At 73.8% G+C, this 19,600-nt stretch carries 17 protein-coding genes; 9 read left to right on the forward strand and 8 right to left on the reverse strand.

What is annotated here, in order from left to right:
* Positions 1-43: 43 nt before the first annotated feature.
* The 3 genes from EDD28_RS11170 to EDD28_RS11180 all read right to left on the reverse strand — a co-directional run bounded on the left by EDD28_RS11170 (position 44) and on the right by EDD28_RS11180 (position 2,003).
* Positions 44-757: a GPP34 family phosphoprotein gene (locus EDD28_RS11170; RefSeq protein WP_123739669.1), complete on the reverse strand. Its 714-nt coding sequence runs from the start codon at positions 755-757 to the stop codon at positions 44-46.
* A gap of 149 nt (positions 758-906) precedes the next feature.
* Positions 907-1,446 carry a DUF4916 domain-containing protein gene (locus tag EDD28_RS11175; protein WP_123739670.1) on the reverse strand — a complete coding sequence of 180 codons (540 nt, stop codon included), beginning with the start codon at positions 1,444-1,446 and terminating at the stop codon, positions 907-909.
* Positions 1,443-2,003 carry a DUF6328 family protein gene (locus EDD28_RS11180; protein WP_123739671.1) on the reverse strand — a complete coding sequence of 187 codons (561 nt, stop codon included), beginning with the start codon at positions 2,001-2,003 and terminating at the stop codon, positions 1,443-1,445. The genes EDD28_RS11175 and EDD28_RS11180 overlap by 4 nt, the downstream gene beginning before the upstream one ends.
* A 35-nt stretch (positions 2,004-2,038) precedes the next feature.
* Between EDD28_RS11180 and EDD28_RS11185 the strand changes: the two genes are divergently transcribed.
* A complete protein-coding gene (locus tag EDD28_RS11185) occupies positions 2,039-2,752 on the forward strand; it encodes a VIT1/CCC1 transporter family protein (RefSeq protein WP_170169442.1) in 714 nt (237 codons plus the stop codon).
* Positions 2,753-2,760: 8 nt separating this feature from the next.
* Here EDD28_RS11185 and cls read toward each other — a convergent pair whose 3' ends face one another.
* Positions 2,761-4,233: a cardiolipin synthase gene (gene cls, locus EDD28_RS11190; RefSeq protein WP_123739672.1), complete on the reverse strand. Its 1,473-nt coding sequence runs from the start codon at positions 4,231-4,233 to the stop codon at positions 2,761-2,763.
* A gap of 113 nt (positions 4,234-4,346) precedes the next feature.
* On the reverse strand, positions 4,347-4,913 hold the full coding sequence (locus EDD28_RS11195) for a VOC family protein (protein WP_123739673.1): 567 nt from the start codon (positions 4,911-4,913) through the stop codon (positions 4,347-4,349).
* Positions 4,914-5,000: 87 nt separating this feature from the next.
* On the opposite strand from EDD28_RS11195, the gene EDD28_RS11200 reads away from it, so the two are divergent.
* The 7 genes from EDD28_RS11200 to EDD28_RS11230 all read left to right on the forward strand — a co-directional run bounded on the left by EDD28_RS11200 (position 5,001) and on the right by EDD28_RS11230 (position 15,261).
* Positions 5,001-5,837 carry an AraC family transcriptional regulator gene (locus EDD28_RS11200; protein WP_123739674.1) on the forward strand — a complete coding sequence of 279 codons (837 nt, stop codon included), beginning with the start codon at positions 5,001-5,003 and terminating at the stop codon, positions 5,835-5,837.
* 373 nt (positions 5,838-6,210) lie between these two features.
* The gene (locus tag EDD28_RS11205; protein WP_123739675.1) at positions 6,211-10,209 is read left to right on the forward strand and encodes a TIGR03773 family transporter-associated surface protein; all 3,999 of its coding nucleotides are present in this window, start codon (positions 6,211-6,213) and stop codon (positions 10,207-10,209) included.
* Positions 10,210-10,262: 53 nt separating this feature from the next.
* The gene (locus EDD28_RS11210) at positions 10,263-11,834 is read left to right on the forward strand and encodes an anchored repeat ABC transporter, substrate-binding protein (RefSeq protein WP_123739676.1); all 1,572 of its coding nucleotides are present in this window, start codon (positions 10,263-10,265) and stop codon (positions 11,832-11,834) included.
* A gap of 7 nt (positions 11,835-11,841) precedes the next feature.
* Positions 11,842-12,924 (forward strand): choice-of-anchor M domain-containing protein, encoded by a 1,083-nt coding sequence (locus EDD28_RS17955; protein WP_123739677.1) that lies wholly within the window; start codon positions 11,842-11,844, stop codon positions 12,922-12,924.
* Positions 12,917-13,681, forward strand: coding sequence for an anchored repeat-type ABC transporter ATP-binding subunit (locus EDD28_RS11220; protein ID WP_245968007.1), 765 nt, complete (start codon positions 12,917-12,919; stop codon positions 13,679-13,681). The genes EDD28_RS17955 and EDD28_RS11220 overlap by 8 nt, the downstream gene beginning before the upstream one ends.
* A complete protein-coding gene (locus tag EDD28_RS11225) occupies positions 13,665-14,555 on the forward strand; it encodes an anchored repeat-type ABC transporter permease subunit (RefSeq protein WP_211339170.1) in 891 nt (296 codons plus the stop codon). Before EDD28_RS11220 ends, EDD28_RS11225 begins: the two co-directional genes overlap by 17 nt.
* A gap of 148 nt (positions 14,556-14,703) precedes the next feature.
* On the forward strand, positions 14,704-15,261 hold the full coding sequence (locus EDD28_RS11230; protein ID WP_123739678.1) for an NADPH-dependent FMN reductase: 558 nt from the start codon (positions 14,704-14,706) through the stop codon (positions 15,259-15,261).
* Between the two features lie 30 nt (positions 15,262-15,291).
* On the opposite strand, the gene EDD28_RS11235 is transcribed toward EDD28_RS11230, so the two are convergent.
* The 3 genes from EDD28_RS11235 to EDD28_RS11245 form a co-directional block, all read right to left on the reverse strand.
* Positions 15,292-15,984, reverse strand: a complete 693-nt coding sequence (locus tag EDD28_RS11235) for a type 1 glutamine amidotransferase domain-containing protein (protein ID WP_123739679.1) — start codon at positions 15,982-15,984, stop codon at positions 15,292-15,294.
* A complete protein-coding gene (locus tag EDD28_RS11240) occupies positions 15,981-16,631 on the reverse strand; it encodes a TetR/AcrR family transcriptional regulator (protein ID WP_123739680.1) in 651 nt (216 codons plus the stop codon). The genes EDD28_RS11235 and EDD28_RS11240 overlap by 4 nt, the downstream gene beginning before the upstream one ends.
* 99 nt (positions 16,632-16,730) lie before the next feature.
* Complete coding sequence (locus EDD28_RS11245) at positions 16,731-17,729, reverse strand: LysR family transcriptional regulator (protein WP_123739681.1); 999 nt, start codon at positions 17,727-17,729, stop codon at positions 16,731-16,733.
* 78 nt (positions 17,730-17,807) lie between these two features.
* Between EDD28_RS11245 and EDD28_RS11250 the strand changes: the two genes are divergently transcribed.
* Complete coding sequence (locus EDD28_RS11250) at positions 17,808-19,568, forward strand: FAD-binding protein (RefSeq protein WP_245968008.1); 1,761 nt, start codon at positions 17,808-17,810, stop codon at positions 19,566-19,568.
* Positions 19,569-19,600: the final 32 nt, after the last annotated feature.

Consider the following 19,600-nt stretch of genomic DNA (forward strand, 5'->3'; position numbering starts at 1 on the left):
CTCCTAGGACCCGGTGCGGGGCGCAGCAGCTCCCCGCACGGGGTCAGGCGGCGGCGGCGCCCATCATCGCGGCGAGCGCGCGGTGCGTCGCCAGCGCGAGCGGCTCGGCCTCGAGGACCCGCGCCGCGCGCCGGCGCACGACGCGCGGGCTGGTCGAGCAGGTCGCCGGCGCGTGCGTCCGGACGATGCGGTGGACGAGCTGCGTCGAGACGGCGGCCGCCGCCACGAGCGCCGCCGTGCCGGGATCGACGGTCTCGTCGACCACGTCCCCGCACAGCGCGGTGAGGACGGGCGCGACGACGAGGCGCTGGACCTCCGGGTCCGGGAACCAGCGCTCGCGGGCGAGGCCGCCCCGGGGCTCGCGGCGCAGCACGCCGTCGGCGGCGAGCAGCTCGAGGAGGGGTCGGCGCAGGTCGACCGCCCCGCCGGACCAGGTCGACAGCGCGAGCCGGTTGACCGCGGACTGGACCGTGCGGCCGTCGCAGCCGTCGACGACGGCCGCGAGCAGCCCGTCCGACGCGGTCTCCGGCGTGCGGCGCAGGACGGTGTGGCGACCGTCGAAGGCGGTGACGAGGAGGCCGGCCCGCTCGGCGTCGATCATCGTGGCGGCGACGAGGGCCGGACGCAGCTGCTGGTGGACGACGAGGGTGCGCCCCCTGGAGTCGATGCTCGCGACCAGGAGGCGGGCCGCCGTGAGGCTCGCGAGCGTCCCGTCGGTCGTGCGGTCCGTCGTCTCGGGGGTCGCCGTCGTCGTCATCGTGCCCGTCCCTTCGCTGTCCGGTGTCTCCATGACACCAGCGCGCGAGGTCGAGCGGATCCCCCGGCGGGGTGGGATGTCGCGCCGCCGGGTCCCCCGCAGGGAGGAGCCGGCCTTCCGCCGGGTCGGGGACCGGGAGGGGAGAGGCCCTAGGGGAGCGCCCCGAGGTGCGCGATCGCCGCGACGACGAGCTGCCCGTGTCCCGACACGCACTCGCTCTGCACGACGGGGTCCATCGCCTCGGCCGGGGTGAGCCAGGCGAGCTGGAGGGCGTCGGCCTGGGGCGCGACGTCGCCGTCGACCGGGACCACGTACGCGAGCGACACCGCGTGCTGCCGCGGGTCGTGGTGGGCGCCGGGGACCACCGTCGGGAAGTACTCCGTCACCGTGAACGGGACCGGCGAGCCGGGGACGCGCGGCAGCGACATCGGGCCGAGGTCCTTCTCGACGTGGCGCGTGATGGCGTGCCGGATCGACTCGTGCAGGAGCACGCGGCCGGAGATGACGGTGCGCCACAGACCGCCCTCGCGCGGGCTGCGCAGCAGCAGCCCGACGCGTTCGAGCCGGCCGTCGGCGTCGAGCCGCACGGGCACGACGTCGACGTAGACCATCGGCACCTTGCGGCGCACGAAGTCGAGGTTCTCGGGGGAGAGCCAGGGGCCCAGGTCATCGGTGCGGACGTCGCTCACGGGCCAATCCTGCCAGCCGCGTCGCCGGGGTGCTGGGCCGACGGCTCGGGGTCGTCCGGGCGGTGACGCAGGTGGATGCGGTGCGCGATGCTCCACGGCACGACGAGCCAGAGCCCGAGCAGGGCGGCGGCGGCCACGACGCCGATCGCGATGCCGGCGGCGCGGGAGACGACGACGTCGAACGCGAGCATCGCCGTTCCCGTGACGACGAGGGCGAGGAGCACCAGCGCGAGCCGGGCCAGCCGGTCGCTCACGAGGACGAGCGGTCGCTTGTAGCCGCGGCGGAACAGCGCGCGGTGGATGCTCACCGGCGCGATGAGGATGCCGGTCGTGAGCACGGCGAGCGCCACGAGCACGAGGTAGAGCACGCGCTGGTAGGCGTCGAGGTCGGCGAACCTCGCCTGGAACGGCAGCGTGAGCAGGAACCCGGTGAGGAGCTGCACACCGGTCTGCATGACGCGCAGCTCCTGGAGCAGCTCGTCGAAGTTGCGGTTGGTGCGCTCCGCCTCGTTCTCGGGTGGCGGCGGGGAGTCACCGGGTGGGATCACGGTCGGCATGCGGGACCTCCTTCGTTACCCCTAGCCTGGCCCCTGTGTGGTGGATCCTGCGAGCCCCGGCGGCTCGTGTCACGGGTGAGTGGGACGTCGACGCCGATGCGCGGCGTCGCGAGCTCACCTCCGTCGCCAACGACGGGATCATCTCCTCCGCCGCGATCGTCCAGGGCCTCGCGTCCGCCGGCGCGACCGGGGTCGAGGCCATGGTCGGTGTCGTCGCCCTCATGGCCGTCGGCATGCTCACGACGGCCGGCACCGCGCTGAGCGAGGCGACGGCCGAGCGCAACAGCCAGCTCGCGATCGTCGAGTCGGAGCGGGCGCTGCTGGAGCTCTCGCCCGAGGAGGAGTTCGAGGAGCTGGTGACGCTCTACGAGCGCAAGGGGCTCAGCGGCCCGACCGCGCGGCGGGTGGCACGGGAGCTGACCGACCGCGACGCGCTCGCGGCCCAGCTCGACGCCGAGTTCGACCTCGACGACGTGGCCCCGGCGCGCTGGCCGTGGGTGTTCGCCGGTCGGAGCGCGCTCGCGTTCCTCCTCGGCAGCCTCGGACCGCTGCTCGTCCTGCTCGTGACGCCGGGCTGGGCGCGCGGGGAGGTGACGGTCGCGGCCGTCGCGCTCTCGCTCGTCATCTCGGGGTTCATCGGGTCGCGCAGCGAGCACACGAGCGCGTGGGTCTCCATCGCGCGGACGGTGGTGATCGGGTTCGTCGTGCTCGGCATCTCGACGCTGGCGGGCACGCTCGTCATGTTCTAGCCGCGCGGCTACTGCAGCGACGAGGTGAGACGGAAGACGCCGTCGAGGAACGTCCGCGACCGTGGCTCGCGCCGCCACTCCTCGAGGGTCAGCTCGCGCGAGAGCTCCCGGTAGCTCGCCTCGACCTCGCGCATGCCCGCGACGAAGGACGCGCCGCGCACGAGCATCGTGATCTCGAAGTTGAGGACGAACGAGCGGATGTCGAGGTTGCTCGAGCCGATGACGGCCACGTCGTCGTCGATCGACAGGTGTTTCGCGTGCAGGATGTACGGGCTCGGGTAGAGGAAGATCCGCACGCCGGCGCGCAGCAGGGCGTCGTAGTAGGAGCGCTGCGCGTGCCAGACCGGCCCCTGGTCGCCCACCTCGGACACGAACAGCTCGACGTCGAGCCCGCGCAGCCGCGCGGAGGTGATGGCGAGCATCATCGCCTCGTCCGGCACGAAGTACGGGCTCGTGATGATGACCCGCTCCTGCGCCGACGCGACGAGCCCGAGGAACAGCCGCAGGTTGTTCTCGTGCTCGTAGGACGGCCCGCTCGGGATGATCTGGCAGACGAGCGCGTCGGCCCCCGGCGCCTCGTCGAGGAGCTCGGCCGCCGGGACGTGCCGGTCGGCGTCGAGTCCCTCGCCCGTCTCGGCGTACCAGTCGGAGAGGAACACGGCGTTGACCGCCGCGACGACCGGGCCGGTGACGCGGGTCGTGAGCTCCTGCCACTGCAGCCCGCGGCGCTCGTTCGACCGCTTGTTGTAGGCGCGGTCGACGAGGTTCTGCGAGCCGGTGTGCGCGACCCGGCCGTCGACGACGACAAGCTTGCGGTGGTTGCGCAGGTCGGGCCGCTGGTAGCGGCGCTTGAGCGGTTGGACGGGCAGCATGTAGCGCCAGTCGACGCCGATCCGGTCCAGCTCGGCGATGGTCGCGCGGTGGACCGACTGGCTGCGCGAGGGGATGTGGTCCATGAGGAGGCGGACGGGGACGCCGCGCTGCACGGCCCGCTCCATCGCGGCGAAGAAGCCGCGGGTGGTCCGGTCGAACCCGACGACGAAGTACTCGACGTGCACGAACCGCTCGGCCGCGTCGATGTCGTGCGCCGCGCGGTCGATGGAGGCCTGGTAGTCGTCGATCAGCTCCGCGTGGTTCCCGCCGGACACGGGCATCGCCCCGAGCGCCTGGTTCTGCTCGGTGAGGCCGCGGAACCACCGCGGCCAGGTGCCGGGATCGACGCCCAGACCCTCGGGGACGTTCTCGCGGATCACCCGGTTGATCGCGACCTGCCGCTCGCGCCGCCTGCGCGGCAGCTTCTCGTTGCCGATGACGAGGAACAGGATGCCCCCGACGACGGGGACGAGGAAGATCGTCAGCAGCCAGGCCATCGCGGCCGACGGCGTCCGGTTGCGGGGGATGAGCACGAGCGCGGTGATCCGGATCGCGAGGTCGAGGAGGATGACGGCGACGCCGACGTTGACGCCGGTCTCGAGGCTCATGGGGTCGAGTTGTACCAGTCCGGCACGGAGCGAGCCACCGCCGTCCGCTGGTCAGGCGGACGACGGTGGCTCGGTCGGCGGTGGGAGGCTGCGGACGGTGGGGGAGCCGCGACCTAGGCGTCCGCGTCCCGCTCGGTGTCGGCGGCGTCCGTCGCGGCGGCGCTCTGCTCGGCGGCCCAGGCCGCGACGCGCGCCGCGCTCTCGGTCTCGGAGAGGTCCTCGACGCGGGTCATGATCGACCACCGCACGCCGAACGGGTCGCGGATCGAGGCGAACCGGTCGCCCGAGACGAACGTGCCCGCGGGCTCGCGGACCGTCGCGCCCGCGGCGACCGCGCGCTCGACGACGGCGTCGACGTCGGGGCAGTAGAGGCCGATCGAGTAGCAGTCGTCGTCGCCGTCCGGCGGCGGGACGAGGCCGAAGGCGGGGTTCGGCTCGCCGAGCTGGAGGTGGCCGGAGCCGAGGTCGAGGTCGGCGTGGGCCACGACGCCGCCCATCTCGGTGACGTCGACGACCCGGGCGCCGAACACGTCGCGGTAGAACGCGATCGCGCCGGCGGCGTCGACGACGGAGATGAACGGGGTCAGGCTGGTGAGGCCGTGCGGGATCCCGTCGGTCGTGTGCTCGCCGGTCACGCCGCTGGTCGGGGTGCTGGGCTCGGGGCTGGTCGTCTCGCTCATGCCCCGACGCTAGGACCGGGGGAGCCGGGGTGGCTTGTAGATTCGCGACGGAGCCGTCGAGGCGGCCAGCGAGCGAGGAGGTACCGCGTGGTCGATCCGGTCCAGCCGCACGACCCGCGCGGCATCCTCTACCCGACGCGGCTGCCGACCTTCCACCGGGTGCCGGCGCCGCCGGGGCTCGGCGACCTCGTGCGGTGGTTCTGGATCCCCGAGTGGCGCCTCGCCCCCGGGCGGACCTCGCGGCAGAGCGTCCTGCCGTTCCCCGCCTCGAACCTCGTCGTCGAGCCCGACGGGGTCACGCTGGCCGGGCCGACGACGCGGGTCTCGCACCGGGACCTCACGGGCGCGGGGTGGGCGGTCGGCGCCCTGCTGCGCCCGGCGGCGGTGGCGTCGCTGTGCCCGGACGGTCCGCGCGCCGTCCGGGACGCCGAGGTCGCCGTCGCGGCCCCCGAGCTGCGCGCGGCGGTCGCGGCCGTCATGGCGGGCGGTCGATCGGACGAGGACGAGGACGCCGGCGCCGGCGCTGCGCGGCGGCGGGCGGCCGTCGCGGCGTTCGCCGGCTGGCTCGCCGACCACGTCGAGCCGCCCGGCGCGCGGGCGCTCCTCGCCAACCGGCTCGAGGACCTGGTCGCCGCCGACCGCTCGGTCACGCAGGTCGAGCAGGCGGCGGCCGGGCTCGGGGTCTCCGTCCGCGCGGTGCAGCGGCTCGCCGAGCGCTACGTCGGACTGCCGCCGCTCGCGGTCATCCGCCGCTACCGGCTCCAGGAGGCGGCCCAGCGCCTGCGGGACGAGCCGGGGGTGACGATCGCCGACGTGGCCGCCGAGCTCGGGTACGCCGACCAGGCCCACCTCAGCCACGACTTCCGCAGCGTCCTCGGTCTCCCGCCGAGCGCCTACCGCGGGGATGCCGGCCGCACGGACTGACGCGTCCTCCCGCGCAGGAGCGCTCGGCCGGGGGCCGGACCCGGGTCGGCCGGACGGCCCGCCCGCGTCCGCTCGCGACGTGCGCCCAGCGACCCGCGCGGTCCGGCCGACCCGACGCGCCCTGTCCGACGCGCCCCCGGCCTCCCTCCGGACCGTCGTCCCGCGTTCTCCGCCCGACCATCGCGACGCACGAATTGAGAATGGTTCTCGTTATGGTTAAGGTGGGCGTGAGACCGACCCGAGGAGTCGGCCGGGTCCCGTCCGTCGGCTGACGGACGTCGACCACACCCGCCTGACCCACCTCCGGCCCGCGCGTCGTCGACGCTCGGCCGAACCCTGCTGCGCCGTCGGCGCTGGAAAGTAGAGATCACCCGTGACGAACTCACCCCTCGAACGCCGGGGGGCGCGGCGACGGTTCGGACCCGTCGTGGCGCTCGCCGGCATCGTGAGCCTGCTGGGCTCGGCGGTCCTGACGGCCGTCCCCGCCCTCGCCGACGAGCGTCCGCTCACCCTCGACCATGGACACGTCGACGCCTTCAACCTGGCCCTCGAGAACGGCCAGCCCGTCCTCAACCTCAAGGAGGACGTGACGGGAAGCCACGTCACCCACCCGCCCGAGGAGGTCAACCTCGTCGTCAAGGACGCGGCTCTCACGCAGTTCCCGGGCGACGCCTCCTACGCGGCGTACTTCCCGGAGGAGCTGCTCGGCACGTCGGCCTACTACCTGCCGCTCACCCAGGACCCCAACCTCCTCTGGCCCGGCTGGGACAGCCTCCCCCTCGGCTCGCCGTGGAACGACGTCGACATCCACGTCACGGACATCGACGGTCCGGGCGACGTCTTCCTGTGGTCGCAGGGCTCGTTCGGCGGTAAGCAGCCCCTGCTCACCGGCGGCGGCTACCAGCTGCCCGGCACGATCCACCAGAGCGCGCTGGCCCACGTCCACGCCAACTGGGCCTTCACCCAGCCCGGCGAGTACCTCGTGACGGCCCACGCGGTGGTGTCCGCCACCTCGACGGGCGCCTCGGCGACGACGAACGAGGCGACCTACCTCTTCACGGTCGGCACCCAGGCACCGCCGACCGCCGTCACGGTCGAGGGCCTGGCGAACCCCTACCTCCCCGGCGCCACCGTGCAGCTCGTCGCCCGGCCCGACGTCCCCCTGAAGAACGCGACCTACCGCTGGGAGGCGTCGTTCGACGGGGTGACCTGGGCCGAGGTCCCCGGCCAGAGCGCCGAGGCCTACGCCGCCATGGTGCAGGACGGGCAGCAGCTGCGCTCCGTGGTCACCGCGCGCGGTGCGACGGTGGTGTCCGAGCCGGTGACGACGACCGAGCTGGCGGCCGGCAGCGTCACCATCCAGGGGCTGAGCAACCCGTACCTGCCCGGCGCGCCGGTCGAGCTCACCGCCGTCACGGACGCGCAGGTGCCCGGGGCGACCTACCGGTGGGAGACGTCGAGCGACGGCGCCACCTGGACGACGCTCCAGGACGGCGCCTCGGCCTCGGTCGAGCTGCCGGCGGTGGACGGCGAGCTGGTCCGCGTCTCCCACGTCTCCGGGGAGCGCACCGTCACCTCCGAGCCGGTGGTCGTCGAGCTGGTCGACCTGCCGACGACGCTGACGCTCACCGGCCTGGCCGACTCCTACGCGCCCGGCGAGGACGTCGTCATCGAGGCCAAGCCCGACGTCCTGGTGGACGGCGGCGTCTTCGCCTGGGAGACCTCGGTCGACGGCGCGACGTGGGAGGTCGTCGCCGGTGCGGCCGGTTCCGTCCTCACCCTCCCCGCCGTCGCCGACCAGCAGGTTCGCGCCACCTACACCGGCTACGGCCAGACCGTCGTCTCCGACCCGGTCACCGTCACGGTCGCGGCTCCGATCCCGACGTCCGTGTCGATCGCGGGCCTGAAGACCTCTTACGCGGCCGATGAGACCGTCGAGCTCACCGCGACGCTCGACATGGCTGCCGAGGGGGCGACGTACGCGTGGGAGACCTCGGCCGACGGCGTCGCCTGGCGGGGCGTCGCGGACCGGACCGGTCCGTCGCTCGCGGTGCCGGCCGTTGACGGTCAGCGCATCCGGGTGACGGCGAGCGGCGCCGGGTGGAGCCTCACGTCGCCCCCGGTCGTCGTGTCCGTCGCCCCGAGCGCGCCCGAGCAGCCCACCACCGTCTCGATCACGGGCCTGGAGTCCTCCTACGCACCGGGCGACACGGTGCGCCTCACCGCGACGACCGACCGTCCCGCCGAGGACGCGCGCTACGCCTGGCAGGAGTGGACCGAGCTGGTCGGCTCCTCCGCCTGGGTCGACGTCCCGGGTCGGACCGGGGCGACCTACTCCGGAGCGGCGACGGACGGCCAGCGGCTCCGCGTCGTCGTCACCGTCGGCGACGCGACCCTGACCTCCGAGCCCGTCACCGTCGTGGTCACCCGGACCCCGCCGGGACAGTGCTGGGCGCTGGACCTCGACCACGGCCACGTCGACGCGTTCAACGTCCGGCTCGGCGGCACCGACGGCGTCCCGACGCTGACGCTCAAGGAGGACGTGACCGGGCAGCACGTCCAGCACGCCCCCGAGGACGTCAACCTCGTCGTCAAGGAGTCGGCGCGCACGACGCTGCCCGCCGTCGCCGGCGTCCCGGAGCAGCTGCACGGCGCCACCGCCTACTACCTGCCGCTGACGCAGGACCCCGATCTCCTCTGGCCCGGCTGGGACAGCCTCGAGCTGGCCCCGGGCGGCTGGGAGACGGTTGACATCGACGTCTCGGCGATCGAGGGGCCCGGCCAGGTGTACCTGTGGTCGAGCGGCGGCTTCGGCGGCGCCACCTCGCTGCTGGACGGCGGCGGCTACCAGCTGCCCGGCACGATCCACCAGAGCGCGCTGGCCCACGTGCACGCGAGCTGGGCGTTCACCGAGCCGGGGGCCTACTACCTCACGGTGACCGCCACGGCGCACAGGGCGGGCGGGGTGAGCCACACGACCAACACCGGGACCTACCTGTTCACGGTCGGGGACGCCGACCTGCCCGACGACTACCGCGACTGCACGGCCCCGCCGGCCGTCGACCCGCAGGCTCCGGCCGAGGACGAGCTGACCGAGGCGACGCGCGGCGACGTCACGATCGACCCGTCCCGTGTCCGGGCCGGCGAGCAGGCGACGGTGTCGCTCGGCTCCGACGGTGGCGGCGCGACGGTGGCGGCCTTCCTGCACTCGGACCCGCTGGCGCTGACCGACGGGTGGACGACGGCGGACTCCGACGGCCGGTTCCTCGTCACGGTCCCGCGCTCCGCGGAGCCGGGCGAGCACCGGGTCTCGGTGGTGGACGCGGACAACGAGCTCGTGGGCTGGACCGAGCTCACCGTCCTGCCGGCCCGCGACGAGGACCCGTCGCCGACCGACCCGTCGCCGACCGACCCGCCGACGACCGACCCGCCGACGACCGACCCCGACCCGAGCCCGTCCGGCAGCGGCGGCACGGGCGGCGGTGGCTCCGGCACGACGGGCAAGGAGATCTGCCTCCCGGTCCCCGCGACCGCGGCGACGACCGGCACCACGGGCACCACGCCGTCGGCCACGGGCTCGGTCGTGGTCGGGACGGAGGGCCACTTCGACTTCGGCCCGGTCGTCCAGGACGGCGCGTTCCAGATCCAGGTGAAGGACGACCGGACCGCGCCGCCCGTGTGGCGCGACCCCGACACCGTGGTGTTCGACCTGGGGACGGCGGCGCTGCGCAAGGCCGCGGACATCCCGGCCGAGCTGCAGTTCGTCGCGCCCGCCGGGAAGGACGTCTACATGATCCAGCAGATCCAGGAGGCGGGGGTTCCGTGGCTCGGGTGGAACACCCAGCACGAGACGATCGTCAACGGGCCGGGCTCGAACGGCGTCACGATGCGGCTGGACAAGGTCGAGGGACCCGGTGAGCTCGCCATCTTCCTCAACGGCAACTTCGGCCAGCTCGTGGGCCAGCGGGTCGTGGACACGGTCGGTGGGCCGACCAGCTACACCATCCCGGCCAACACCCACCAGCACGGGAACTGGGTCTTCACCGAGCCCGGGGTCTACGCCGTGACCTTCACCATGTCGGCCGACGGGCAGTCGGACACGGCGACGCTGCGCTTCGCCGTGGGTCAGGCCGACCCAGCGGCGGCCGCCGCCCCCGGTGCGGCGACCGGGACCGGCGCGACGCCGGCGGCGGCGTCGGGCACCCAGGGCCGGACGGCCTCCGGCCAGCCGTGCACGCTGCCCACGACCGGCGTCGACGGTGATCCCGGCGCGCTCGCCGTCATCGGGGTGCTCGCCGTGGTCACCGGGCTCGGTCTCCAGCTCCTCGCTCGCCGGCGGCGCGCGTCGCTCGGACGCGGGCCGGCGGCCTAGCTCAACGGTCGCGGGGGTCGCGCACGCGCGGCCCCCGCGGCGGGAGGCTTCTCATGACAGCACGTTCCACTGCGCCATCCGGGCGCGTGCGGCGGGGGGTCGCCGCCGCGGTGGCGACGTTCGCCGCCGTCTCGATCGCCGGGTGCGCGAGCCCCCGGACCGACGACGGCGGCGAGCGCCCGAGCATCGTGACGACGACCGGGATCCTCGCCGACCTGGCCCAGCACGTCGTCGGCGACCGGATGGACGTCCACTCGCTGGTGCCGCCCGGCGCCGACCCGCACAGCTACGAGCCGTCGCTGCGCGACGTCCGCGACGTGGTCTACGCCGACGCCGCGTTCTCCAACTACCTGCTCCTCGAGGGCCGGGCGATCATCCGGACGCTGGACGCCAACGTCCAGCCCGACGTCCCCAACGTCTCCCTCGCCGAGGAGGCGGTCAAGTACGCCGCCGAGATCATCCCGCTGGTGGAGAACGTCTCGCTCGACACCATCTGGCTCGGCATGCGGGTCAGGGGCACCGGCGAGGACCGCGGCGCCGACCGGACCTCGCAGGTCCGGCTGCGAGCGACCGCCGTCGAGGGCCCGGGCGAGCTCGTCGCCTACCTCACCGAGACCTTCGGGACGCCGTCGTTCTACATCGACAGCTCCGACGGCATCGGCGACACGGACGCGACCTCGCTGCCGCCGGACGCGCACACCCACATGAGCTGGGCCTTCACCGAGCCCGGCGTCTACCGGCTGACGCTGGAGGCCGACCTGCTGCTGGAGGGCCGGGACCCCGTCGCGCTGGCTCCGGCGGCGACGGTGACCTTCGCGGTCGGCGTCGACCCGTACGCGGAGCTGGGCGAGGACGTCACGGTCCTCGGCTCCGGGCACGCCGACGTCACGGTCGACCTGGACGAGGGCGAGATCTACCTCTACTCCGACCCGCACGGCGGGGGCGACGCGACCCAGCGGGTCCTGCCGGCCGACGAGGTCGTCGTCGAGGTGCCGACGAAGGCGCTGCACGAGCTCCCCGCCGGCAGCCAGTACCGCTTCCTCGGTCCGCCGGGCGAGCAGGTCTACCAGCTCCCGCAGGCGGTCCTCGGCGCGCACGTCCACGGCGAGATCGACCCGCACCTGTGGCAGGACGTCGGCAACGCGCAGGCCTACGTCGAGATCATCCGGGACACCGTCATCGGGATCGACCCCGAGGGCGCCGACCACTACCGGAGCAACGCGGCCGCGTACCTGCTGGAGCTGGCCGACCTCGACGCCTACGTCCAGGCGAGGATCGACGACATCCCGCCCTCCCGGCGCCACCTCGTGACCACCCACGACGCCTTCGGGTACCTCGGGTCGGCCTACGGCATCGACATCGCGGGGTTCGTCACCCCGAACCCGTCGACCGAGCCGAGCATCCAGGAGCGGCGGCGGCTGGTCGAGACGATCCAGAACCTCCACGTCCCCGCCGTCTTCCTCGAGCCCAACCTGATCGCCAGGTCCAGCACGCTGACCGAGATCGCCGGCGAGCTGGGCGTGCGCGTCTGCCGGATCTACGGCGACGCCTTCGACGACGAGATCACGACCTACACGGCGATGATGCGTTTCAACGCGGACTCGCTCCACGACTGCCTTTCCTAGGAGAACCGTGCCCCCCGCCACTCGCTCCATCGGCGCGCCCGCCGCGCTGCTCATCGCGTCCGTCGCCCTGCTCGCGGTCCCGGCCGCCCTGCTCACCGCCCCGGCGAGCGCCGCGCCGGCCGACCCGCTCGTCCAGACCGTCGCGCCCGACGAGGCGACGGGGGAGGGACGGGTGGTCATCAGCAGCGGCCACGTCGACCTCGGCCCCCGGATGATCGACGGCCGGTGGACGTTGCAGCTGCGCGACGACACGCTCGCCCCGCCCGTGTGGCGCTCGCTCGACGACGTCGTCCTCCAGCTGCCCGACTCCTCGATCCTGCCCGCGCCCGACGACGTCCAGTTCGACTTCATCGACGCCGCCCCGGGCAGCGACGTCTGGGTGATCCCGCAGACGCAGAACACCGCGGTGGTCTGGGCCGGCTGGAACAGCCAGCACCCGTCGGCGGTCGAGGTGATGGGCGGCGGCATGACGCTGCGCCTGCTCGACGTCGAGGGGCCCGGCCAGTTCACGCTGTTCCTGCAGAGCGGCAACTTCGACCCGGCCCAGCTCCTGTGGGACTCGGGCGTCGACGGGCCGCAGGACATCTGGGCGCTGACCAACACGCACGTCCACGGCAACTGGGTCTTCACCGAGCCCGGCGTCTACCTCCTGGACGTCGAGGTGCTGGCCGACCTGGCCGACGGGACGGTGGCGAGCGACCGGGAGACGCTGCGGATCGCGGTCAGCGACGCGACGGACCCCGAGGACGCCTTCGGGGCCGGTCTCCCCGGGGCGGACGAGGCCGGGTCGGGGTCGCCCGGCCGGCCGACCGACGGCGCGTCGGGGGCCTCGGGGTCGACGGACGCGGGCGACGCCACCGGGTCCGGAACGGACGACCCGGCATCGGCGTCCTCCGCGTCGGCGCCCTCCGCCGAGGACGTGTCCGATGGGAGGTCCGACGGTGCCTCCGGTGTGCCGACGGCCGCGGTCATCGCGGGCGGTGCCGTCGTGCTCGTCGGCGCGGCCGTCGCGGCGAGCGCGGCGCGCGCCCGCGGGGCGCGGCGTCAGGTCGAGGGTGACGTCGAGCCGGACGGGGACCCGCGTGAGTGAGCCGGAGCTGCGCGTCGAGGACCTGGCCGTCGAGCTCGGCGGGCGCGAGGTCCTGCGTGAGGTCACGCTCGAGGTCTCGGGCGGCGAGCTGGTCGGCCTCATCGGCCCCAACGGCGCAGGCAAGACGACCCTGCTGCGCTCGACCCTCGGGCTCGTCCGGGTGCGCTCGGGCACGATCCGCGTGTCCGGCCGGACCCCGAACCTCGGGCGCCGCAGCGTCGGCTACGTCCCGCAGCGGCACGAGTTCGCGTGGGACTTCCCGATCAGCGTCGAGGACGTGGTGCTCTCCGGGCGGGTCGGCGTCATCGGCTGGGGTCGTCGCCCCGGCGTCGAGGACTTCCGCGCGGCCCGCGACGCCCTGGAGCGCGTCCAGATGCACCACCTGCGCGCGCGGCCGGTCGGCCAGCTCTCGGGCGGTCAGCGTCAGCGCGTCCTCGTCGCGCGGGCGCTGGCCCTGCGGCCGCGGCTCCTCCTGCTCGACGAGCCGTTCACGGGGCTGGACATCCCGACCCAGGAGCTGCTCATGGACCTGTTCACCTCGCTGGCGGGCGAGGGTCGGGCCCTCCTCATGACCACCCACGACCTCGCCGGAGCGCTCGTGAGCTGCGACCGCCTCTACCTCGTCAACCGGAGCGTCGTCGCCGCCGGTCGGCCCGAGGACCTCACCGACCCCCGGATCTGGATCGACGCCTTCGGCTTCCGGCCCGGGTCCCCGCTGCTGACCACGATCGGGGTGACCGGTGCTGACGTTCGGTGAGTTCCTCCAGGACCTGGCCAACCCGATGCTGTCCTTCCTACCGAAGGCGCTGCTCATCGCCGTGATGTCGAGCGTGATCTGCGGCGTCATCGGCTGCCACGTCGTGCTGCGCGGGATGGCCTTCATCGGGGACGCGGTGGCCCACGCCGTCTTCCCCGGTCTCGCGGTCGCGTTCGTCCTGCAGGGCTCGCTCGTGCTGGGCGGCATGGTCGCGGGCGTCGTCACGGCGATCCTGGTCGCGGTGTTCTCGCAGAACCGGCGGCTCAAGGAGGACTCCGTCATCGGGATCTTCTTCGCCGCGGCGTTCGCGCTCGGCATCGTCGTGATCTCCCGCTCGCCCGGCTACTCGGGATCGCTGCAGAGCTTCCTGTTCGGCTCGATCACGGGCATCCCGGACTCCGACCTCTACGTCGTGGCGATCGCGGGCGCCGTGCTGCTCCTGCTCTGCTTCCTCCTGCACTCCCAGCTCGTCGCCGTCAGCCTCGACCGCGAGATGGCCCGGGCGACGGGGCTGCCCGTGTTCGGCCTCGACCTCGTGCTCTACGTCATGGTCACGGTCGCCGTCGTCGTCTCCGTCCAGACGATCGGGAACATCCTGGTGCTCGCGCTGCTGGTGACGCCGGCGGCGACGGCGCGGCTGCTCACCGACCGCCTCGGCGTCATGATGGCGCTGGCGCCGGCCATCGGCGCGGTCTGCGCCGTCGTCGGGCTCTACCTGTCCTGGTCCGTCGACCTGCCGACGGGCGGCACCATCGTGCTGACCGCGACGGCGGTGTTCCTCCTCGTCTGGCTGCTCGCGCCGCGGCACGGGCTGCTCGGTCGGTACCTCGCGCGGCGGGCCGCACCGCGGGAGGCACTCCGTCGGGCGGCCTGATCGGCCCGAGGTGGCCGGTCGCGGGCGGCGGCACCGCGGCTAGGATCGACGCCGGCCCGCACGCGGCCGGCCGGCTGCCGCTCGCGGCGGCGGCCACGTCCGCGGCCCGTCGGGTCGGAGGCGGATCCATCACGAACTGGAGGAGCACGTGCCCAAGCTGATGATCGTGGTCGGCAGCGTCCGCGAGGGCCGGATCGGTCTGCCGATCGCCGAGTGGGTGCGGCGCGCGGCGCAGGCCGACGGCCGCTTCGAGGTCGACTTCGCCGACCTCGCCGAGATCGCGCTCCCGCTGATGGACGAGCCGAACCACCCGCGACTGCGGCAGTACACGAAGCGGCACACGATCGAGTGGAGCGAGCGCGTCGACGCCGCCGACGCGTTCCTGTTCGCCTTCCCGGAGTACAACTACAGCTTCGGCCCCGCGATCAAGAACGCGCTCGACTACCTGCACGAGGAGTGGAACCGCAAGCCGGTCGGCTTCGTCAACTGGGGCGGCAACTCCGGCGGGACGCGGGCGCAGACGGCGCTGCGCCCCGTCGTCGGCGCGCTCGGCATGGTGATGACGAAGGGGAACGTCGAGATCAACGTCCCCCAGCGCCAGCTCACGGACGGCGTGTTCGAGCCGAACGAGCAGCAGGCGCAGGTGCTCGGGCTCCAGCTCGACGACCTGCTGGCGCTGCACCGGGCGCTCCAGCCGCTGCGCTGAGGGGCGCGGCTCGGCTCTCGGTCGGCGCGGCTACAGCAGCTCGGCGACCTTCCGCGCCGTCGCCTTGGCCGACCCGGGGTTCTGCCCCGTGACCAGCCGGCCGTCGACGACCGCGTGCGGGACGAACGGGAGCAGCGCCTTCTCGTAGAGCGCGCCGCGCTCCTTCGCCGCCTCCTCCGCGTTGTAGGGGACGAGCCCGTCGACGCGCGCGAGCTCCTCCTCGCGCCAGGAGAAGCCCGTCATCCGGCGTCCGGCGATGAGCAGCGAGCCGTCCGACAGCCGGGTGTTGAGCAGACCGCAGTAGCCGTGGCAGACGGAGGAGACGACGCCGCCGCGCTCGAAGACCTCCCGGGTGATCCGCTGAAGGCCAGCGCAGTCCGGGAAGTCGTACATGACGGCGTGGCCGCCCGTGAAGTAGATGGCGTCGACGTCGGCCGCGTCGACGTCGTCCGGGCCCGCGGTGTGCTCGAGCAGGGCCATCCTCTCGGGGTCGGCGCGCCAGGCCCTGGCCGTCCGGTCGTAGCTCGGGAACCTCAGCGAGCGCGGCTCGAGCGGGGCAGGCCCGCCGGCTGGGCTGACGATCCGCTGCTCGAACCCGTGCTCGGCGAACACCTCCCAGGCGTGGGTGAGCTCCGACAGCCACAGCCCGGTCGGGTGGTCGGGCTCGTCGTAGTGGCCGACGTTGGTGACGACGTGCAGGATGCGCCGGGTCGTGCGGGTCATGCGCTGCTCTCCTCCGGGACGCGGCTCGGTGTCCGCGCGGCCGCGTCGTCGGTCGACGACGCCGTTGCGGGGGTTGAGAAGACCGTGCGCAGCGCGGCGATCGAGCCGCGCACCCGCTCGGCGACCTCCCGCGTCGAGCCGGACGGCAGCTTCCCGTCGAGGTGGAGGAACGCGAGCCCGTGCGTCACGGACCACAGCGCGGTCGCGAGCGCATCGTGGTCGGCGTCGGGGAACAGCCCGCGCAGCGAGCCGGCCAGCAGCTCGCGCAGCTCGGCGGCGGCGAGGACGCGCTCGTCGTTGCCGTCGTCGCACTCGCGGCCGAACATCAGCGTGAACAGCGCCGGGCGCTCGAGCGCGAAGAGGACGTAGGCGACGGCGAACTCCACCAGCTCGTCCTCGGACGCGGCGGGGGAGCCGTCGAGCGAGAGTCGCAGCCGCAGGTCGCGGAAGCCCTGGACCGCCAGTGCCGACTCCAGCGCCTCGCGGTCGGCGAAGTGCCGGTAGGGGGCGGTCTGGGACACCTCGGCCCGCCGGGCGACCGCGCGCAGCGAGAACGGCTCGCCGGCCTCGAGCATCGCCATGGCCGCCCGGAGCAGGGCCGACCGGAGGTCGCCGTGGTGGTAGGCCTCACGCGTTGTCGTCGGCACGGATCACGTCCCTCGCTCGGTCGAATGTGAGCAGCGTAAACATCTCCGGATCACGGGGCAAGGCCGTGAGATCGCGCCGGGCGTCCGCCACGCCGACGCTCATCCGCGCCCGGGCGACCCCGTGAGGCGCGTGACGACCGAGGCGCCCCCGTCGTCGGGCTCCGCGAGCCGGTCGGCGACGCCGTGGATCAGCTCCTGCAGCGCGGCGTTGGCCGGGGCCGGCACCATGTCGCAGCGTCGAGCGATGCTGACCGTCCGCCGGAGCGCCGGGTCGGCCAGGGGCGCGGCGCGCAGGCGCGGGTGCAGGGCCGCGACCATCGCCGGCACCACCGCCACGCCGATCCCGCGCTCGGCGAAGCGCAGCGCGGCATCCATCTCGGCTCCCTCGACGGCGACGAGTGGTGCGAGCCCCTCGGCGCGGAACGCCGCGTCCATCGCGACGCGCAGGTCGTAGCTCTCGGGGAAGGCCACCTGTGGCACCCGGGCCAGGTCGCGCAGCTCGACCGCGGCGTGCGCCGCGTCACCCGTGGCGCTCGCGTCACCAGTGGCGTCCGCGAACGGATCGTCGGCCGTCGCCGCCCACACCACCACCAGGCCCTCGCTGAGGATCGGCTCGAGCTCGAGCACGGCGCGGGCCGCGCCCGAGGAGACGCTCGTCACGATCAGCGCGAGGTCGAGCGTGCCCTCCATGAGCGAGGCGACCAGGGTGTGCGATCCCCGCTCCAGGATCTCGATGTCGATCCCGGGGTAGCGCCCGTGGAACTCGGCGAGCACGTCGGCGACGAGACTGAGGCACAGCGTCGGCGTCGCGCCGATGCGGATCCTGCCGCGACGCAGTCCCGCGAGCTCGGCCATCTCCTTGCGCGCCGTCTCGGCGTCGGCAAGCATCCGGCGGGCGAGGGGGAGCAGGCGCTCGCCGGCGGCCGTCAGCGCGACGTTGCCGCGGGTCCGGTGGAGGAGCTCGACGCCGAGCTCGGCCTCGAGGGTGGAGATCTGCCGGCTCAGCGTCGGCTGCGCGACGTGCAGCAGCTCGGCCGCGCGGGTGAAGTGCCTGGTCGCGGCGACCTCGACGAAGCCGCGCAGCTGATCGAGATTCATGATCCATAGCGTATCCGTATCGTCACGCTCCAAACTATGCATTGGAGTAATCGAGCGAGGATACCTAGCGTGGGCCGGGTGACTACCTCTGCCCCGTCCTCCGCCCGCCCCGAACGCCTGCTGGCGACCTCCGTCCTCGTCATCGGGACCGGGGGCGCGGGGCTGCGGGCCTCGATCGAGCTCGCCGAGCGCGGCGTCCAGGTGCTCACCGTCGGCAAGCGTCGCCGGCACGACGCGCACACGACCCTCGCCGCCGGCGGCATCAACGCCGCGCTCGGCACCATGGACCCGCAGGACAGCTGGCAGCAGCACGCGGCCGACACCCTCCGCGAGTCCTACTTCCTCGCCGACCCCGCGATCGTCGAGGTCGTCGCGAGGAACGCCGCGCGCGGCATCGAGGACCTCGAACGCTGGGGCATGCCGTTCGCCCGCGAGGCCGACGGCCGGATCAGCCAGCGCTTCTTCGGCGCGCACCGGTACCGGCGCACCTGCTACGCCGGCGACTACACGGGGCTGGAGATCCAGCGCACGCTGCTGCGACGCGCCCGCGAGCTCGAGGTGCCGATCGTCGACACGATCTACATCACCCGACTGCTCGCCGCCGACGGACGGATCTTCGGCGCCTACGGCTTCGACATCGTCGACGGCACGCCGGTCGTCATCCACGCCGACGCGGTGATCCTCGCGGCCGGCGGCCACACCCGCATCTGGCGCACCACCTCCTCGCGTCGCGACGAGAACACGGGCGACTCGTTCCGCCTCGCCGCGCTGGTCGGCGGCCGGATCCGTGACGCCGAGCTCGTGCAGTTCCACCCCTCCGGCATCCTGGAGCCGGCGGACGCCGCGGGCACGCTCGTCTCGGAGGCCGCGCGCGGCGAGGGCGGCATCCTGCGCAACGCGCTCGGCGAGCGCTTCATGGAGCGGTACGACCCCGAGCGTCTGGAGCTGTCCACGCGGGACCGCGTCGCGCTCGCGAGCTACACCGAGATCGCCGAGGGGCGCGGCACCGAGAAGGGCGGCGTCTACCTCGACGTCTCGCACCTGCCGCGCGAGACGATCTTCGCCAGGCTTCCGCGGGTCTACCGCACGCTGATCGACCTGCAGATGCTGGACATCACCGAGCAGCCGATCGAGATCGCGCCCACCGCGCACTACTCGATGGGCGGCGTGTGGGTGCGGCCGGAGGACCACGGCACCGGGGTCGATGGGCTCTACGCGATCGGCGAGGCATCGAGCGGGCTGCACGGGGCGAACCGGCTCGGCGGGAACTCGCTCGTCGAGCTGCTCGTCTACGGCCGGATCACGGGCGCCGAGGCCGCGTCGTACGTCTCGGGGCTGACCGAGGTGACTCGCTCGCCCGAGGCGGTCGCGCAGGCGCGGGCGGAGATGCGGCACCTGCTCTCGGGCCGAGGGACGGAGACCCCGCGCAAGCTGCAGCGAGCCCTGCGCGACGTCATGACCGAGCACGCCGGTGTCGTGCGCAGCGAGGAGGGTCTGCGTGCCGGCCTGGGCGAGCTGGCCGAGATCGAGGCGCGGGCCGCGGACCTGGGAGTCCACCCCGACATCGCGGGCTTCGACGACCTGGCTCACGCCTACGACCTCTACGGCTCGCTGCTCGCCGCGCGGGCGACGCTCGAGTGCGCGATCGAGCGCCGCGAGACGCGCGGGTGCCACAACCGCTCCGACTTCCCGGCCCAGGACGACGCGCTGCGCGGCAGCTTCGTGTGGACGCCCGACGGCGGGGTCACCTTCGAGCCCGTCGCGCAGGCGCCCGACTCCTTCCGCGGCCTCGCCGAGGCCGCGATCGACACCTCGGTCGAGGGCAGGCTCGTCGAGTAGGACGGGCGACGCCGACTCGTGAGCCGATGACA

This window comes from Salana multivorans, from assembly GCF_003751805.1.
Classification (GTDB): Bacteria; Actinomycetota; Actinomycetes; order Actinomycetales; family Beutenbergiaceae; genus Salana; species Salana multivorans.

Bases quoted from the DNA above. Each gene is read 5' to 3' on its own strand.
- EDD28_RS11170 (WP_123739669.1), bottom strand. From the start codon at position 757: ATGACGACGACGGCGACCCCCGAGACGACGGACCGCACGACCGACGGG.
- EDD28_RS11180 (WP_123739671.1), bottom strand. From the start codon at position 2,003: ATGCCGACCGTGATCCCACCCGGTGACTCCCCGCCGCCACCCGAGAAC.
- cls (WP_123739672.1), bottom strand. From the start codon at position 4,233: ATGAGCCTCGAGACCGGCGTCAACGTCGGCGTCGCCGTCATCCTCCTC.
- EDD28_RS11195 (WP_123739673.1), bottom strand. From the start codon at position 4,913: ATGAGCGAGACGACCAGCCCCGAGCCCAGCACCCCGACCAGCGGCGTG.
- EDD28_RS11210 (WP_123739676.1), top strand. From the start codon at position 10,263: ATGACAGCACGTTCCACTGCGCCATCCGGGCGCGTGCGGCGGGGGGTC.
- EDD28_RS11235 (WP_123739679.1), bottom strand. From the start codon at position 15,984: ATGACCCGCACGACCCGGCGCATCCTGCACGTCGTCACCAACGTCGGC.
- EDD28_RS11245 (WP_123739681.1), bottom strand. From the start codon at position 17,729: ATGAATCTCGATCAGCTGCGCGGCTTCGTCGAGGTCGCCGCGACCAGG.